At 44.6% G+C, this 18,308-nt stretch carries 17 protein-coding genes; all 17 read right to left on the minus strand.

Going from position 1 to position 18,308, the window contains the following annotated elements; translation table 11 throughout:
* Nucleotides 1–89 precede the first annotated feature (89 nt).
* The gene (cotE, locus tag M3152_RS08715; protein ID WP_251694752.1) at nt 90–647 is read right to left on the minus strand and encodes an outer spore coat protein CotE; all 558 of its coding nucleotides are present in this window, start codon (nt 645–647) and stop codon (nt 90–92) included.
* A 116-nt stretch (nt 648–763) separates the two neighbouring features.
* Entirely contained in the window at nt 764–1,198 is a 435-nt protein-coding gene (locus M3152_RS08720; RefSeq protein ID WP_251694753.1) for a RicAFT regulatory complex protein RicA family protein, read from the minus strand.
* Nucleotides 1,198–2,748 carry a tRNA (N6-isopentenyl adenosine(37)-C2)-methylthiotransferase MiaB gene (miaB, locus tag M3152_RS08725; RefSeq protein ID WP_251694754.1) on the minus strand — a complete coding sequence of 517 codons (1,551 nt, stop codon included), beginning with the start codon at nt 2,746–2,748 and terminating at the stop codon, nt 1,198–1,200. Before miaB ends, M3152_RS08720 begins: the two co-directional genes overlap by 1 nt.
* 368 nt (nt 2,749–3,116) lie before the next feature.
* Nucleotides 3,117–3,386 carry a stage V sporulation protein S gene (locus M3152_RS08730; RefSeq protein WP_251624091.1) on the minus strand — a complete coding sequence of 90 codons (270 nt, stop codon included), beginning with the start codon at nt 3,384–3,386 and terminating at the stop codon, nt 3,117–3,119.
* A gap of 87 nt (nt 3,387–3,473) precedes the next feature.
* Complete coding sequence (locus M3152_RS08735) at nt 3,474–4,271, minus strand: TIGR00282 family metallophosphoesterase (protein WP_251694755.1); 798 nt, start codon at nt 4,269–4,271, stop codon at nt 3,474–3,476.
* Between the two features lie 89 nt (nt 4,272–4,360).
* Nucleotides 4,361–5,929, minus strand: coding sequence for a ribonuclease Y (gene rny, locus M3152_RS08740; RefSeq protein ID WP_251624089.1), 1,569 nt, complete (start codon nt 5,927–5,929; stop codon nt 4,361–4,363).
* 268 nt (nt 5,930–6,197) lie between these two features.
* Nucleotides 6,198–7,259 (minus strand): recombinase RecA, encoded by a 1,062-nt coding sequence (gene recA, locus M3152_RS08745; protein WP_251694756.1) that lies wholly within the window; start codon nt 7,257–7,259, stop codon nt 6,198–6,200.
* Between the two features lie 186 nt (nt 7,260–7,445).
* A complete protein-coding gene (locus tag M3152_RS08750) occupies nt 7,446–8,687 on the minus strand; it encodes a competence/damage-inducible protein A (RefSeq protein WP_251694757.1) in 1,242 nt (413 codons plus the stop codon).
* An 11-nt stretch (nt 8,688–8,698) separates the two neighbouring features.
* On the minus strand, nt 8,699–9,277 hold the full coding sequence (gene pgsA / locus M3152_RS08755; RefSeq protein WP_251694758.1) for a CDP-diacylglycerol--glycerol-3-phosphate 3-phosphatidyltransferase: 579 nt from the start codon (nt 9,275–9,277) through the stop codon (nt 8,699–8,701).
* Between the two features lie 55 nt (nt 9,278–9,332).
* Nucleotides 9,333–10,211, minus strand: a complete 879-nt coding sequence (locus M3152_RS08760) for a helix-turn-helix domain-containing protein (protein ID WP_251694759.1) — start codon at nt 10,209–10,211, stop codon at nt 9,333–9,335.
* A gap of 17 nt (nt 10,212–10,228) precedes the next feature.
* Nucleotides 10,229–11,026 carry a YmfK family protein gene (locus M3152_RS08765; protein WP_251694760.1) on the minus strand — a complete coding sequence of 266 codons (798 nt, stop codon included), beginning with the start codon at nt 11,024–11,026 and terminating at the stop codon, nt 10,229–10,231.
* Between the two features lie 194 nt (nt 11,027–11,220).
* Nucleotides 11,221–11,949, minus strand: coding sequence for an elongation factor P 5-aminopentanone reductase (ymfI, locus tag M3152_RS08770; protein WP_251694761.1), 729 nt, complete (start codon nt 11,947–11,949; stop codon nt 11,221–11,223).
* A gap of 1 nt (nt 11,950) precedes the next feature.
* Complete coding sequence (yfmH, locus tag M3152_RS08775) at nt 11,951–13,249, minus strand: EF-P 5-aminopentanol modification-associated protein YfmH (RefSeq protein WP_251694762.1); 1,299 nt, start codon at nt 13,247–13,249, stop codon at nt 11,951–11,953.
* A 2-nt stretch (nt 13,250–13,251) separates the two neighbouring features.
* Nucleotides 13,252–14,517 carry an EF-P 5-aminopentanol modification-associated protein YfmF gene (gene yfmF, locus M3152_RS08780; protein WP_251694763.1) on the minus strand — a complete coding sequence of 422 codons (1,266 nt, stop codon included), beginning with the start codon at nt 14,515–14,517 and terminating at the stop codon, nt 13,252–13,254.
* 146 nt (nt 14,518–14,663) lie between these two features.
* Nucleotides 14,664–15,623, minus strand: coding sequence for an ABC transporter permease (locus M3152_RS08785; RefSeq protein WP_251694764.1), 960 nt, complete (start codon nt 15,621–15,623; stop codon nt 14,664–14,666).
* Nucleotide 15,624: 1 nt separating this feature from the next.
* Nucleotides 15,625–16,671 (minus strand): ABC transporter permease, encoded by a 1,047-nt coding sequence (locus M3152_RS08790; protein ID WP_251694765.1) that lies wholly within the window; start codon nt 16,669–16,671, stop codon nt 15,625–15,627.
* A complete protein-coding gene (locus M3152_RS08795; protein ID WP_251694766.1) occupies nt 16,664–18,202 on the minus strand; it encodes an ABC transporter ATP-binding protein in 1,539 nt (512 codons plus the stop codon). The genes M3152_RS08790 and M3152_RS08795 overlap by 8 nt, the downstream gene beginning before the upstream one ends.
* Nucleotides 18,203–18,308 lie beyond the last annotated feature (106 nt).

The following is an 18,308-nucleotide window of genomic DNA, read 5'->3' on the forward strand; positions in this document are numbered from 1 at the left end:
TATATTATATCAAAACATGCTGCTCCAAAGTAACAAAGAGAAAAAGCCGGAGTTATCACAATAAAAAAAAGCCGGATGCTCCTTCCGGCTTAAAACGGGCGTGAATCTTTTCCTCTGTCCTCATGTCGCTTCTCTTCGTCTGCTTTGTGGTGGTCATGTTCATGGCTATGGCCATGATGAGAAGATGATTCATCCTTGAATGACCATTCCTCTTCAAACTGATGCGGATGGACAGTGATACACACTTTTGTTTCTCCAACGACTTCCGCTACCAATTCCCTTTCCACTTTAATGATGAACTTTTCCCCGCACTCCGAGATGAGCGCCTCTGTGCAATTAGGATGTTGGACAACATTGACAATGATCTCTTCTTGGCCGGATACCGGTTCGTCCCGATAGTGAAGCCTAATCTTATCCTTATACGGCACCGATTCCGAAAAGACGGATGTTTTTGAGTGGTCATGGTGCGAATACCATACATTCACATCAAATTTACCTGTCACTTCGATGTATCGCCCCACTTTTTTTGCATGATGCGTGTGGTTGATCACCCAACAGCCCAATATGCTTGATGGATTATTCGGCGGCTTCAGAGAGACATTCGATTCCGTCCGCAGCTTCCCTTTTGCAATGACTGCCTTCGTCACAATTTGCCGTAAATTCTTCAGTTCGTTTCCTCCTTCGTTAACGTCTATTTATCCTATGCACCAGAAGCCCAGAAAGTGAAAAAAACCGACGAGGAAATTATCCTCATCGGTTTACATTATGATAACGGCTTATGCTGCGTACTTCTGACGTATGATCCGGTTTCTCCGCGACGTACATCTCCGCCTGTGGATTCAATGATTTCATCCGTCACACTATTGGCGATCGTGTTCGACACCAACTGGAGAAGTTGGTTCACGTCAAGCTGAGATTGCTTGAATTCCTGTACAATCGGCACTTCGTCGATTTCCGCTTGAATCGTCTCGATTTTTCCCTCGATGATTGCAAGGGCCCTCTCTTTTTCGTACATTTGGAAGTTAACCGCTTGCGTTTGTAATGATTTCAAGCTCGCAATTTTTTCGCGGATTTTTTGGTTTTCATTAATTTGTGCTTCTGCACGTTTGAAGAATTCGACTTGCTCTGTATTAGCGATCATATGCGCAATTTCCCGGGCCTTTTCGATTATCTCTTCTTTTGAATAAAGTTTTTCCATTATGACATCACCTTTTCCTCTTTTACGACACCAATGAATTCGCCGTCGAGCGACCATGTTTTGGCCTCGATTATTTTTACATTGACAATTTCTCCGATCACCGAACGTGGCGCCTTGAAATTGACAAGTTTATTCTTCTCTGTATAACCGGCAAGGACATCGGGGTTCCTTTTACTTTCTCCCTCGACAAGTACCTTGACTGTTTTACCTTTGTACGGCTTCATCGCTTCCGCCGACATATCATTGACGAGTTTGTTCAGCCGTTGCAGGCGCTCCTTTTTCACTTCCATCGGAATATTATCCACCATCTTGGCAGCAGGCGTTCCTTCGCGTGGAGAATAAATATACGTATACGCCATTTCGAATCCTACTTCTTTATACAAAGATAGCGTTTCCTCAAACTGCTCGTCCGTCTCGTTCGGGAAGCCAACAATGATATCCGTTGTCAATGTAACATTCGGAATAGCCGCCTTAATTTTAGCGACAAGTTCCAAAAATTGTTCCCTTGAATACTTCCGTGCCATGATTTTTAAAATATCGCTAGAACCCGATTGGACAGGTAAATGGATATGATCAAGCAGGTTACCGCCTTTGGCAAGCACCTCGATGAGATGATCGTCGAAATCCCTCGGGTGGCTTGTTGTAAAACGGATCCGCGGAATATCAATCTGGCGAAGGTCATCCATCAAATCACCTAGACGGTAATCGATATCCTCGAAATCTTTACCGTACGCATTGACGTTTTGCCCAAGGAGCATGATTTCCTTATATCCATTGGCGGCGAGTTGCCTCACTTCCTGGATGATATCTTGCGGACGTCTGCTGCGCTCTTTCCCGCGTGTATACGGTACGATGCAATACGTACAAAACTTATCACAGCCGTACATGATGTTAACCCATGCTTTTATATTGCCATGGCGCACTTTTGGAAGGTTTTCAATGATGTCGCCTTCCTTCGACCATACTTCGATGACCATTTCCTTCGACATATATGCTTCGTGAAGGATATTCGGCAATCTATGGATATTATGTGTGCCGAAAATCATATCGACTTGATCGTATGTCTTCAAGATTTTATTGACGACCGACTCTTCTTGTGACATGCAACCGCAGACGCCGATAAGCAAATCCGGCTTTTCAAGCTTCAACGGCTTCAGATGTCCCAATTCACCGAACACCTTGTTTTCTGCATTTTCACGAATCGCACATGTATTCAAAAGAATGACATCCGCATCGTTCACCGTGTCCGTCGCTTCGTAACCCAAACCTGTGAAGATGCCCGCCATCACCTCGGTATCGTGTTCGTTCATTTGACAGCCGTATGTACGGATATAAAACTTGCGTCCAGCACCCATGCCAAGAAAGCGCTCTTCAATTTGGAAATCGTCATGGTAGGAGATTTCTTCTTTCCCACGCTTTTTAGCATCCTTTAAGGATGGAGGTGTATAGACAGTTTCAAAATATTTACTATAGTCCTTTTCCGGTGCAGATGCAGTTTTCACTGTATCTGGTTTGACAAGCCCGGCTTCCAGGCGTTGTTCTTCATTCATGCAAAAACTTCCCCTTTCTTCAAACCTTGTGGGAATTGAACAGATTGACTTCATTATACATGAACATCTTTCCACTTTGAAGTGGCTAGATTTCTTGATTCATGAAATAACGGGTGTTTTGGGCAACTGTGTGACAGCTGCGGATTATTTTGGGCGCCAGGGAAGGTTTATTGGGCGCTGGGCGGCTTGCTATGGACGTGGGATTGCTGCCTTTGGACGCGGAGTGGCTTGCTTTGGACACGGGATGGCTGACTTTGGACGCGGAGTGACTTGCTTTGGACGCGGAATGGCTGGCTTTGGACGCGATTATAAAAAGCTGTCGAGAAAGTCATTTTTAGACTTTCTCGGCAGCTCTTGTTTTATTGCATTTAATTTCTTTTTCTTTTTTCAACTAACAGCTTCAATGCTGTTCTGCCTTCGCCGTTAATTTCAATATCGGTAAATGCCGGTGCACAAACGAGGTCGCTTCCGCTTGGGGCGACGAATCCCCGTGCGATTGCGACTGCTTTGATGGCCTGATTCAATGCGCCGGCACCGACAGCCTGCATTTCTGCATACCCTTGATCCCTGATCACCGCTACGAGTGCTCCTGCGACAGAATTCGGATTAGAGCGGGATGATACCTTCAATGGACTCACCATGTTTCCTCCTTGTTTTCACGATGTCTATGGAATATATTTCTCCATAAGTCATCTTATGAAAAGAAAGAGATGATTAGACGCACATCATGCTTCGAATCGATGATCCTCATTGATCATAATGCGCTCGATTGCGACCGCTTTCCCGGTTTGGTCATTAAGCTCAACAAACAACCCGTTCAATTGGGCGCGCCCTCTCTTTGGAACTTCAAATCGGACAGGCAAATTCGTACGGAAACGGTAAATGACATCCTCTTTCTTCATCCCTAATATTTCATCATACGGTCCAGTCATTCCGGCATCCGTCAAATAGGCCGTACCCCCTGGCAAAATGCGGTCATCTGCCGTTTGAACATGTGTATGTGTACCGACGACAACGGATGCTTTTCCATCCAGATGCCATCCCATTGCAATTTTTTCACTCGTCGCTTCTGCATGGAAATCAACGAAGATGAGCGGAGATAGTTGGCTGGCCTCTTCTATCAATTCCTCCGCCTTGTCAAACGGATCACCATGAGGTGGAAGGAATGTGCGTCCATGCAGATTGATCACCGATAATGTCACTCCATTTTTTGTAATCGTCGTCATTCCTCTTCCTGGAGCGTCATCTGAAAAATTCGCTGGACGTATCAAGTAGTCTGTCTCATCGATGAAATCGTATATTTCTTTTTGGTCCCACGTATGATTACCCATCGTCACGACGTCGACTCCCGAACGGAGTAGATCGTCGAAAATCGCTTTTGTAATGCCTCTACCGGATGCGGCATTTTCGCCGTTGGCAATGACTACATCCGCTTTGTATTTTCGTTTCAATCGCGCGATGTGATCAAAGACCATATCCCTTCCGATTGATCCTACGATATCACCTATAAATATTACTTTCATTATTTGCAACCTCTTTCTACTATTAAGAACCTAATTTGAAATGATAATAAAATGACTCCTGAACCATGGCTGGACAGGAGTCATTTTCATCATTTTGCATATTCGACTGCACGCGTTTCACGAATGACTGTCACTTTGATGTGACCCGGGTAATCGAGTTCCTCCTCGATCCGTTTCCGAATATCCCTAGCCAGGCGATGTGCTGTAATATCATCGATCTGGTCTGGTCGTACAATGATCCGCACTTCGCGGCCCGCTTGAATGGCGAATGATTTTTCCACGCCTTCGTATGATTCCGAAATCTCTTCGAGTTTTTGTAGCCTACGAATGTAATTCTCCAGCGTTTCACTTCGTGCACCCGGCCTCGCTGCTGATAATGCGTCAGCTGCAGCTACCAATACTGCGATGACCGATGTTGCTTCCTCATCGCCGTGATGGGATGCGATACTGTTGATGACAACTGGGTGCTCTTTGTACTTCGTTGCAAGTTCTACTCCGATTTGGACATGGCTTCCTTCGACTTCATGGTCGATCGCCTTTCCGATATCATGGAGAAGTCCTGCACGCCTTGCAAGAGTGACGTCTTCGCCAACTTCGGCTGCCAACAATCCCGCAAGATAAGCGACTTCAACTGAGTGCTTCAGGACGTTTTGACCATAGCTTGTACGGAAATGCAATCTTCCAAGGATTTTGATCAGATCCGGATGCAGATTATGAACGCCTACATCAAATGTAGTCTGTTCCCCTTTTTCACGGATCAATTCATCTACTTCCCTACGCGCCTTATCCACCATCTCTTCAATCCGCGCTGGGTGAATCCTGCCATCTTGCACGAGTTTCTCGAGTGCGAGGCGGGCAGTTTCACGACGTACGGGATCGAACCCGGAAAGGATTACAGCTTCCGGCGTATCGTCTATGATCAGGTCGATACCAGTCAGTGTTTCTAATGTCCTGATATTTCGACCTTCCCTTCCGATGATACGGCCTTTCATTTCATCGTTCGGCAAGTTCACGACAGATACGGTTGTTTCTGCAACATGGTCTGCTGCAAAACGTTGCAATGCAAGGGAAAGGATTTCACGGGCTTTCTTTTCGGACTCCTCTTTTGCACGTTGCTCCGACTCTTTCGTCATTACTGCGATATCTGTGGAAAGTTCCTTCTCGACGTCATCCAGGATGATCCGTTTCGCTTCATCCCGTGTAAGGGCCGAGATTCTTTCAAGTTCCGTCTGTTGTGTCGCAACAAGATCTTCCGCCTTGCGTTCCATTTGTTCAATATGCTGTTGTCTACTGGATAGCGCATCATCTTTGCGCTCCAGCCCTGCTTCTCTTTTATTGAGAGCATCATCTTTGCGGTCTAGATTTTCTTCCCGTTGCAAAAGACGGTTTTCCTGCTTTTGCAGTTCCGCTCTTCGTTCACGGATTTCTGATTCCGCTTCAATTCTCAGTTTGTGATTTTCATCTTTCGCTTCTAACAGTGCCTCTTTTTTCATAGCCTCCGCTTCACGTTTCGCATCTTCCACGATTTGTTCGGCAGAGTTTTTAGCACCCGTCACTCTTGAATCATTCACTTTTTTGATAACTAAATAGATAACAAAAGCACCGACGAACAGACCGAGCAAAGCGGAGATGATGTTTCCGATGATTCCATCTGGCATCCAGGTCACCTCCTCCTGCTATTCTTTTCGTTTTCAGTCGGCTCGTATATTAACATTCAACATACTGCCATTATGATTTCATTGATGTGAAATTATACAATTCTAATTGTATCTATGAAATTTTGACATGTCAAGGATTGTAAAGCTCAGACTAGGTTTTCCGAAGCTTGCCCGCAGGAGTCGAGCGGATGCTTCTTCAGACCGAATAGCTTTTAAAACTTCAGATACAAAACGGACCGCCCATTAAAGGCAGTCCGCATGTAATCAATTATTTCTCTTCTTCTAGAAGTAATAGATCTAGTTCTTCTTCGTCCTCGCTATGCGCTGCAATAACGTAGTTGGCGGCAGCCATCCCATAAGAAGCTCGGATTTTGTTTGCGATTTCCGAACGGATATCCGGGTTTTCCTTCAGGAATGTCTTCGCATTTTCACGTCCTTGGCCAAGGCGCTCTCCTTCATAGGAATACCATGCGCCGCTCTTTTGTACAATTTCAAGCTCGGCACCAAGGTCGACGATTTCCCCTTCTCTGGAAATCCCTTCCCCATACATGATATCTACTTCTGCAGTACGGAACGGAGGTGCTACTTTGTTTTTCACGACACGGATACGTGTTTTGTTACCCATGATGTCGTTTCCTTGTTTAATAGCTTCACCGCGACGTACTTCCAAACGGACCGATGAATAGAATTTCAATGCACGGCCGCCAGGTGTCACTTCAGGGTTCCCGAACATGACGCCTACTTTTTCACGGATTTGGTTGATGAATACTGCAATAGTCTTCGATTTATTGATAGCGCCGGACAGTTTACGAAGAGCTTGGGACATGAGACGGGCTTGCAAGCCGACGTGAGAGTCGCCCATTTCCCCTTCGATTTCCGCTTTTGGCACCAATGCTGCAACGGAGTCAATAACGACGATATCGATTGCACCGCTTCGAACGAGTGCTTCTGCAATTTCAAGCGCTTGTTCGCCTGTATCTGGTTGCGATAATAGCAATTCGTCAATATTCACGCCAAGCTTTTGTGCATAAACCGGATCCAATGCATGCTCAGCATCGATAAACGCTGCTTGTCCGCCTGAAGCTTGTACTTCCGCAATTGCATGCAATGCAACAGTTGTCTTACCGGAGCTCTCTGGTCCATAGATTTCAATGACGCGTCCTCTAGGATAGCCGCCAACCCCAAGTGCTGCATCCAGAGCAAGCGATCCGGTTGAAGACGTTGAAATCTCCCGATCGGTCTTTTCCCCCAATTTCATGACGGAACCTTTCCCGAATTGTTTTTCAATTTGTTTCAAAGCTTGGTCCAAAGCTGCTTTACGATCGCTCAAAAACGATTCCTCCCTTAAAAGGCGTTATTCTTTTCTTCCTGTCTCTACTATACTCTTTTTATGAGAAATACTCAAATAAAAAACGAACGCTTATTCGATTTATTTTATCAAAATCAATTTTTAAATGAGAATGAGGCTTAAAATTTGATTTTAAATGAGAATAGGGGGCAAAAATCAAATTCCGGATTATCCATTCTTCATTTCTTGAATGAGATAATAGAGAGCGAATCTGGCTGCACGTTTCCGGTTGGCATTTCTGGATCCTGAAAGGTTCAGTTTATATGTTTCCACTTTTCCATCCTGCAAAGCAATCCCGATCCAAACGGTCCCCATCGGTTTTCCATCATGCGGATCCGGTCCAGCCGCACCCGTCAATCCGATGCCGATGTCCGAACCGAATTTCCGTTTAACATTCCGCGCTAGTGCCGCTGCACATTCAGGACTGACAACGCCGAACTCATCCAGCAAGGAAGCAGGAATATCCAGCTGGACCTTCTTCGCTTCCTCATCATAGACGACCACCCCGCCTTTTAGGGAGGAACTGATGCCTGGTACATCAGCCAATTCCGCCATAAAGAGACCTGCAGTCAAGCTTTCAGCAGCGGCGATTGTCAACTGGCTTCTTATTAATAATTCAGCCGCTTTCGATGACAACGTATCATCGTCTGTGCCGTAGATGAATTGACCGACCAATGATCGGATTTCTGCTTCCACAGGCGCTATCAAGTTTTTCGCCGCCTCAATCGATTCAGCTTTTGCAGTTAACCGCAAAATGACTGAATCGGGTGATGCCAAAGGGGCGACTGTCGGATTTGTCTGCTTCTCCAAAATGGATTGGATCCGATGCTCAAGCTCTGCTTCGCCGATTCCGTAAAATTTCAATACGCGGGAGACGATGACTTCACGTTTCCCTAAAGTCCCGAGTAAATAGGGTATCGCTTCTTTTTCAAACATCGGTTCCATCTCATGAGGCGGTCCAGGTACTAAAATATAACTTCTACCATTCTTTTCGATAGCCATTCCGGGTGCCATCCCGTGATTATTTATTAAAACAGTTGAACCGGAGAGCACGAGTGCTTGTTTCTTGTTATTTTCAGTCATTGTCCTGCCTGTCCGATTGAAATACGCTTCAATGGATGATAATGCTGACTGATCGATTTCAAGGTCGGCCCCAAGCATCTTGGCAATCGTTTCTTTCGTCAAATCATCCTTTGTCGGGCCTAGCCCTCCTGAAAAGACGATAAGATCGACACGGTTTTGCGCAATCATTATCGCTTCCTCTAACCTTTTGGGATTGTCCCCGACGACAGTATGGTAGTACACATCGATGCCGGCTTCTGCAAGACGCGAAGAGATGAAGGCTGCATTCGTATTTGTAATTTGGCCTAATAGAAGCTCAGATCCTACTGCAATGATTTCCGCTTTCATTCCGCATCTCCTTACATGGAGTCAAGTAAGACCCGCCGGTTTTTGTAAAAATAATCAGCGCCAGACCAAATTGTAAAGAACAGGGCAATATAAAGCATGATCGAACCGAACGGAAAGTTGATTGCTTCAAAGAAAATGTTATTAAGCAATAACGAAGCGATGGCAACCAATTGAGTCGCTGTTTTGATTTTCCCCAATTGGTTTGCAGCCACGACTTCACCGCCACCCGCAAGGATAAGCCTCAATCCGGTAACGGCGAACTCCCTGCTGATGATAATGATGACGATCCATGAAGCGGCAGATCCCAATTCCACTAAAATAATGAGAGCAGCTGAAACGAGAAGTTTATCTGCTAGCGGATCAAGGAATTTCCCCATGTTGGTGACAAGATTATGCTTTCTCGCCAAATGACCATCAAACCAGTCCGTTGCTGCTGCGATGATGAACAACAACGCACCGATCAGTTGTTCAACAGAGAGAATGGTGCCTCCGATTGCAAATGATCCTAATCCAAAATCGACAACCATGAAAATAATAAATATCGGAATCAGCACTATTCGGGAAACTGTAATTTTGTTTGGTAAATTCAATAGTCTCACCTATCCTTCTGTAATGAAAAAAGTCATCTTTGTAGATGACTATTTTTCATTTCTCATATTCTATAAAAATGTTTTGCGTCGACTTATCAGATACGTACTCCAGCTTTTCCCCATTTACATAGATATCCGCAAATGAAGTTACCGCAACACGAATACGTACAAATTCAACATCCGAAACATCCAACTCAATTGTTTCGCCGTTTTTCATAACCCTTGCCTGCGGTGTGAGTTCTTCTTTGTTCTCGTTCTGCACACCTATCCAAGTATCTCCAAATGTATCGATTTTCAGCTTGAATTCATCAGCATCCGTCAATGTATACGTAGAATCTTCCCCACTTGTGCCTACATACGTGAGAGCCTGTTCCTTCACTACATCCTCAGGTTCTGGATCGGTCTCAGTCGTCTCTTCCTTGTCGGATTCGTCACCGGACGCACCGCCGTCTGTATTCGTATTGCCTGACGGCGGCTGATTGCTATCCATCGTTACCCCTTGCTCCGGCTCAACATCGAGTCCGGTCTTATTGGATGCGCCCTTCTGGAAGAAAAAGAATGTCCAAATGACGACAATGATGACGATAATGAATAATGCCGCTATGATTTTCGGGATCATCTCATTCAGTCGGCTGTTGCCTAGTCCGCGGCTTCTTGTCATAGGTGGAGTAAGCTGTGCATTCTCTTCTTCGAGTTTTTCATGCATGGCCGATTCTTTATATAAAGATAACATTTCATCTGAATCCAAACCGACAGCTTCCGAATACTGTTTAATGAACGCACGTACATAGAAAGCGCCGGGCATCATGCTGTAATCTTCATTTTCAATACCGGAAAGGTACCGTTTTTGAATTTTAGTTATTGATTGCAAATCATCCAGTGAATATCCTTTAGCTGTTCTCGCCTCTTTAAGACGATCACCTAATCCGGTCAATTTTATCACCTGCCTGTTTAAAAGTTGAACGTACCAAACCCACCCATCGGTCCGACATCGGACATCATATGGTTTTTCTCCATCATTTCATATGTAATTTCCTGGTCGGGGTCTGTCCGTAATTCAATTATATAATCAAAATCTTCCATGTCGTATTCAGAATGCTGAACGAACATGTCCGGGTGCTCGACCACTTTGATGGTAGGCATGCTCATCATTTCACGGACAAGCTGCATATGCCTTTCATCGCCGGATTTACGCGTGACAATGCCATCGAGGATAAATATATTATCCTTCGAAAACTCATCTCCCGCCAAAGTGTTCCGTACGGTTTGTTTGATCATCGTGGAAGAAAGGAAAATCCATTTCTTATTCGCACACACGCTTGCAGCTACGACAGATTCCGTCTTCCCGACCCTAGGCATACCCCGGATACCGATCAATTTATGGCCTTCCTGCTTAAACAATTCAGCCATGAAATCTACTAGGACACCCAATTCGCTTCGAATAAATCTGAAGGTCTTCCGGTCGTCGACATCCCGTTGAATATAACGTCCATGCCTCACTGCCAGGATATCGCGTAATTTCGGTTCACGGATCTTTTTCACCTGAATGGTTTCCATCGTCGATGCAATCAATTCGAAACGCTTGATCTGATCATCATTTTCAGTCCGGACTAGCATGCCGCGATGTCCGCCGTCCACACCGTTAATCGTTACGATGTTGACGCGCAGCATCCCTAATAGGGAAGCAATGTCTCCGAGCAAGCCTGGCCGATTCACCTGTATCTCATATTCGACATACCATTCACCCATTCGACACACCCTTTCGAACCATATTCACCATAGCGATTTTGATTATACTGCCCCTCAAGAGCGCTTCAACTAGTAGGACGCACAAGACGCAACTTAGTTCTATAATAGCGGATTCGAGAGCTGAAGAAAAGGAAAAACGAAAAAGAGGATAATTGTCTCCCCCGTCTCGGTGGAATCGCGTCTGGTTTTTAAGTTTAGATGTACCATCCGCCATTCAGCTTTACAATTTCCCCAGTCATATAATCCGCTCTGCCGCTAAGAAGGAAACTTGTAAGATCAGCCACTTGCTCGGGTTGGCCGGTTGACTGCAGAGGAATTTGATCCATGACGAGCTGTTTATCATTGAATGATAATTCGGCATTCATTTCAGTTTCTATCCAACCGGGCGCAATGGCATTCACGCGAGTTCCCGTATAAGCTGCCTCTTTTGCATACGCTTTGACGAATGCATGCTGTGCTCCCTTCACGGCGGAATACATCACTTCCCCTGCTGCACCCGTATTCCCCCAAATTGATCCAATGAATAGGACGTATGAAACTGGGTTGCTACGCAACTGAGGGGATGTGAGGCTTATGAACAATGCAGGATTCCGCATATGCACAAGCCATAAAGCATCCATATCATCGCTATTCGTGTCGGTCAATAATTTCAACATCGACTGTCCGAGAGCGACGACAATCGCTTGGACTTGTCCGATTTGTTCTGCAAGCCTTCGGGCGCCATCCTCCTTCGAAAAATCCGAATGGACAATGCGGAAGTCTCCTTCAGGATGTTTTTCTGTCAATCTCCTCTGCAAGTCAAGCGCCAGCTCTTCGTTTCGGTTGTAATGAAGATACAAGGACCACCCGTCGGCGGCAAGTTTGCGGCTTACCGCCTCCCCAATTCCTCCGGATGAACCTAGAATTACTGCACGTTTAGTCATTTCAGTCTTCTTTTGAACCGGGAATGATAGTCATGACGGTATGACTATCTTCATTGGAAATAGTAGCGAATGCGTCCTTTAAATGCTCAATTTCAATATTTTCAAGTGTCGGCACAACATCGAATAAATTCATATCATTGAAATTGTATTGGGTGAACTGATTGGAAATGAATTCAATGGAGTTCAACGAACGCATAAATTGACCGATTCTCCGTTTTCTTGCACGATTTAGATCATCATCAGTAATCGTCCATTTTTCAGTCAATGATTTCAACGTACTACGGACGGCCGCTTCTAACTCTTCCGGTTTATCCGTATCCGATTCAACCATTGCGAATCCGAAACCTTTCTCGAACACGAAATCATAGTGGTATGTTTCATCGATTAAATGATCATTATACGCTTTTGTGTAGAATTCGGAAGTTCTGCCAAACAAAATATCTAGGAGAAGATTAACCGACAAATCCTGGCGAAGCATTTCATCCCCGTTCAAAATTGTATGATTGCACTTCATACCGTAATTGAATTTCGGTCTGAGAACATCCATTTCAAGCACTGTTTTCTTCCTGTTCGCTTCTTTTGGCTCTTCCGGATATTTGCGTTTTATTTCTTCGGGTTCCGAAAATTCCTTGCTGTTTTGGTCTTCCCGAATAAAATTTATCATTTCATCTGGATCTACAGCGCCTATGACGAACACAGTCATATTCGATGGATGATAAAATGTCTCATAACATTCGTAAAGATGCTCTGCAGTTATCTCTTGGATCGTATCGACAGTTCCTGCAATATCAATGTTGACCGGATATTCTTTGTATAAGCTTTGGATCGTCCCAAAATAATTACGCCAATCAGGATTGTCATCATACATCGTAATCTCTTGTGCGATAATGCCTTTTTCTTTCTCCACTTTTTCTTTTGTGAAATAAGGTTCCTGGACGAAATCGAGCAACACTTTCGTGTTTTCATATAAATTTTCGGTTGTGGAGAACAAGTAAGATGTGCGCGTGAATGAAGTGAATGCATTCGCGGAAGCTCCAAGGACGCCGAACTTCTGGAATACGTCCTCTTCCTTCTTGTCAAACATTTTATGTTCCAAGAAGTGGGCAATCCCGTCAGGCACGGTAACATATTCCTCCTTGCCCCTCGGAATGAACGTGCTGTCGATCGAACCATACTTCGTAGTAAACGTCACATATGTCTTCGAAAATCCGCGTTTAGGCAAAATATATACGTGCAGGCCATTGTCGAGCCTTTCGTGGAATAGGGTTTCCTGTAAGTTGTCAAAAGTGATTTTATCCATCATTACGCCTCTCTTCCCGATAACAAGTAGATGAGTTCCAAGTGGATCTGAGATGCCATCTGTTGAACATCTTCGATTGAGACCGCCTCCCATTTAGCGATCCATTTATCGGCTGTGAAATCCTCATCCAATTGTTTGTATTGATCGTACAATTCGATTTGGCCTCTTGCAGAATCAAATGCACTGCGGATACTGTTCGTCAATAAGGCGATAGTCTGGTCAAGCTCCAAATCGGATATGTTACCGTTTTGTAGAGCGTCAATCTGCTCACCGATCAACTTCACGGCTTTCTCCTCAAGGTCAGCGTCAATTCCCGCCATGACATATACAATGCCGTAATATGCCGCGTACGCACTGTTTACAGTGTATGCCATACTTTCTTTTTCCCGCACATTCATGAACAATTTGCTATGAGCAAACCCGCCCAGTACACCATTGGTCACTTGCATTTTAGGGTATTCTGGATGGAAGAAGGAAACAGGGGTGCTGTATCCGACTTGCAGCTTACCTTGCTTCATGTCCTGTCTTTCAAATACTTGGCGGGCCTCTGTATTTTTCGTGTCAGGCTGTTCATATTGTTTCCTCGTAGTTTCTCTTGCCGGGAAACCGAACATTGTTTTTATTTTCTCAGCCAGCTCATCCACATTGACATTCCCAACGACATAAATGTCTATTTCATCTTCATCCAACATTCTCTTGTATGTATCCAGGAGTGACGCATTTGTGATGCTTTCAACGTCTTTTTCCGTCCCACTTGCAGACATTGAAGCGGGATCGTTCGGACGCATCAGTTCAAGCATGCGTTTATGCGCATACCTTCCTTTATCGTCATATATAGATCTTATTCTTTCTATCACAGTCCGTTTTTCCCTGTTAACGACGGACTCATCGAATGTTCCATTCTTTAAATTCGGATTAAAGATGACTGAATACATCATTTTTAACGCTTCATCGAAGACACCGGATGTCGATAGGTATTCGTCGTTTACGCATTCCATATTCAATGAGACGATATGTGATCTGCCGCGCTTACCTGCATCCATGTAGAATACGGTACCATATAATTCATCCAATGCTTTCCGTAAATCGCTCTGTTTTGGATAATCAGCGTTCGAATCTTGGAGTACATTTGATAGGACCGCACGGAATGCTGCCTGCTTCTCATTAAGTTCTGAGAGCCATTTGATGGACATCGTTATCGTTTTAAATTGCTCCGTCCTGCGGATATATAAATTGACTCCCTTTTGAAGCTCGACTTTTGTAAACATATGAACACCTCGTTTTTTCTTTATTATACGAATACCCTTCTACAATATACATTTCATCATATCTGTATAGCAAAATAAACGCATTTTTCCAAAACGGAAAACCGCCTGGTATCCAATAAATTCGGAACCAAGCGGTAGTTAGTCGTTTATCGGCTGCCTTTGATGTAAGGAATACCATTCGCTTTTGGAGCATTTGCTTTTCCGATAAACCCTGCAAGGGCAAGAATCGTCAGAACATACGGCAAGATATGGAAGTAGACCGTCGGGATATTCTTAATAAGATCAATCGAACCCGCACTGATTGCAAGCGCTTGGGCAAACCCAAAGAATAATGCTGCGCCCATCGCACCGATCGGATGCCACTTACCGAAAATCATCGCTGCCAATGCCATAAATCCTTGGCCGTTGATCGTCGCATGACCGAAGTCTCCAGTCATTGTTTGAGAGTAGATTGCACCACCTATACCAGCTAACCCACCTGATAAAATAACAGCTGTATAACGGATTTTCGTAACATTGATGCCCATCGTGTCTGCTGCCATCGGATGCTCTCCTACTGAACGAAGACGGAGTCCGAATGGAGTCTTATAGATAACGAACCAGGCAATTACAGCAACGACTATCGCCAATACCGAAGTGCCGTATACCGATTTAAAAAACATCGGTCCGATGACAGGGATATCCTGCAGTATCGGTATATTGATACGCGGAATTTTTTTCTGGATGAAATCTGTCTGCCCTTTTCCGAACATCATTTTCACAGAAAACAAGGCGATCGCTATACCGAGCATATTAATGGCCACACCGGAAACGACTTGGTCCGCTCGGAATGAGACAGATGCAATGGCGTGCAAAATTGAAAAGATGGCTGAAACTAGCATAGCAACCAACAAAGCAATCCATGGCGTCCATGAACCGAAGACGTCTGCATAAGCCAAATTAAAGACAATCCCTATGAACGCGCCCATGACCATAAGGCCTTCAAGTCCAATATTGACCACACCGGATCGTTCAGAGAACACGCCTCCGATGGCAGTGAGAATGAGAGGGGCGGCATAAGCGATCGAAGTCGGCACGATAAAATATAGCACTTCCAAAAAGCTCATGTCATTTCGCCTCCTTTTTCTTATTCAATCGTTCGAGCGCTACCCGGATAATATATCCGCACGCAACGAAGAAGATGATAAGTGCAATGACGATTGAAACGATTTCTAGTGGAATGCTAGCCGCATTCGGCATATTATTCGCTCCGTATTTCAATGAACCGAACAATGATGCACCGAAGATGACGCCGAGTGGGGAGTTGGCACCGAGTAAAGCTACGGCGATCCCGTCAAACCCGATTCCAGTGAACCCGCCTTGGTTCGTCATGCTTCCAAAAGTGCCTAGGCCTTCCATGGCGCCTCCAAGTCCTGCAAAAGCACCTGAGATGACCATGGACAAAATGATGTTTTTATTTACGTTCATCCCGGAATAATGGGATGCGTTCTGGTTAAATCCTACCGACTTCAATTCGAAACCGGTTTTTGTCTTCTCAAGAATAAACCACATGACGATTACCATGGCAAGTGCCACGAAAATTCCAAAATGGAGAGTAGAGTAATCGGTCAAGTTAGAAAGGAATTCCGAGCGCAAAGAAGCCGTCGGTTGTATTTTATCCGTCTTGTAGCTTCCGCCGGATACTGTTTTGATTAATGCGTTCACGACATGAAGTGCAACATAGTTCATCATGATTGTGACAATTACTTCATGGACACGTAATGTCGCTTTCAATATGCCGGGCACCAAGCCCCATAGCGCGCCCGCCAAGGCAGCAGCCAATAGGGCGAAAGGCAAATGAATGTACATCGGCAATTCAAACGCAGCACCGACATATGCGGAGGCAAACCATCCGACCATAAGCTGCCCTTCGACACCAATGTTAAAAAGCCCTGTTCGGAAAGCGAATGCGACTGCCAGCCCCGCAAGGATATACGGACTGATCTGCCGGATTGTTTCACCGATAGCATAGCTATCTCCGAAAATACCATTCCATAATGCTATATATCCGGCCACAGGGTCGTAGCCGCTGAATAGCATGACGACTGCTCCTACGAGTAAACCTAGGATGATCGAAATGGCCGGTACTAAAATTTTGATCACTCTATTAGACATCTCGATCCGCACCTACTTTCGCTTCCTTTGAATGCCCAGCCATTAATAGACCTAGCTCCTTTTCGGTCGTTTCCGAAGGGATGACCGTATCGACGATTTGGCCATCATGGATGACTGCAATCCGGTCAGATACGTTCATGACTTCATCAAGCTCAAAGGAAATGAGGAAAACCGCCTTCCCTTTATCACGCTGTTCAATTAACCTTTTATGGATAAATTCAATTGCCCCGACATCTAAACCTCTTGTCGGCAATGCCGCAATAAGCAAGTCAGGGTCACGTGAAACTTCACGTCCGATAATCAGCTTCTGCTGATTCCCTCCCGACAACGCCCGGGCAAGCTCGTGTTCACCTTGTGTTCTTACGTCATACTCCTCAATGATTTTCTTTGCCTTTTCTGACACTACGTCATAATGCATGAGGCCATTTTTTGAATAGGGTGGGTGGTAATATTCCTGTAATGCAGCATTGTAGCCGACAGAAAAGTCAAGTACAAGCCCATGTTTATGACGATCTTGCGGGATATGGCCTAAACCCGATTCCGTTATTTTTCTCGTTTTCAAAGAGGTAATATCTTTGGAATTGATGGTGATCTTTCCACTCTTCACTTTCCGCAGGCCGGCAATCGCTTCAATTAATTCAGACTGTCCATTTCCATCGATTCCGGCCAGGCCGACAATCTCGCCTTTTCGGACTGATAGATTCAACCCTTTAACTTTTTCGATCCCTCTATAATCCAAGACAACAAGATTTTCAATGTTCAATACATCTTCCTGCGGATTTGCAGGACCTTTTTCCGTCTTGAATGTAACTTGCCTTCCTACCATTAACGTTGCAAGTTCTTCAGGATTCGTTTCAGATGTGACAACCGTACCTATCCCCTGCCCTTTACGGATTACAGTAACCCGGTCGGATACATCCATGATCTCTTGAAGTTTATGGGTGATCAGGATAATTGACTTACCTTCAGTAATTAGTTTCTTCATAATTCCAATTAATTCCTGTATTTCCTGAGGAGTTAAAGAAGCCGTCGGTTCATCAAAGATTAGTATATTTGCACCACGATATAATGTTTTCAGAATTTCCACTCGTTGTTGCATTCCGACCGAAATATCTTCAATTTTTGCGTAGGGATCGACATTCAATCCGTACGTTTTGGAAATCTCCGCAACTTTCTTTGCTGCGCCTTTACTATCGACGATACCCATCTTTTTCGGTTCATTGCCTAAAATGATATTTTCAGTAACCGTCAAATTCTCGACGAGCATGAAATGTTGATGAACCATTCCAATTCCAAGGTCGTTTGCAACATTCGGACTTGTAATATTGACCTTTTCCCCATTGACGCGTATTTCTCCCTCTTCGGGTTGATACAGCCCGAACAACACATTCATCAAAGTGGTTTTCCCTGCTCCATTTTCACCTAGAAGCGCATGGATCTCCCCTTTCCCCAATTGCAGGGTGATGTTGTCATTCGCCCGGAAATTACCGAATTGCTTTGTAATGTTCAACATCTCAATGACATATTCCAATGGTTTCACTTCCTCGTATAATAGTTTCTCTTTATATTTGGCTATTAAAATGAACACAATAAAAGGTTCTTTTGTGTAAAAACCTTTTAGTCTGTCATTTTCCTCC

Source organism: Sporosarcina luteola, from assembly GCF_023715245.1.
In the GTDB taxonomy this organism is placed as follows: Bacteria; Bacillota; Bacilli; order Bacillales_A; family Planococcaceae; genus Sporosarcina; species Sporosarcina luteola_C.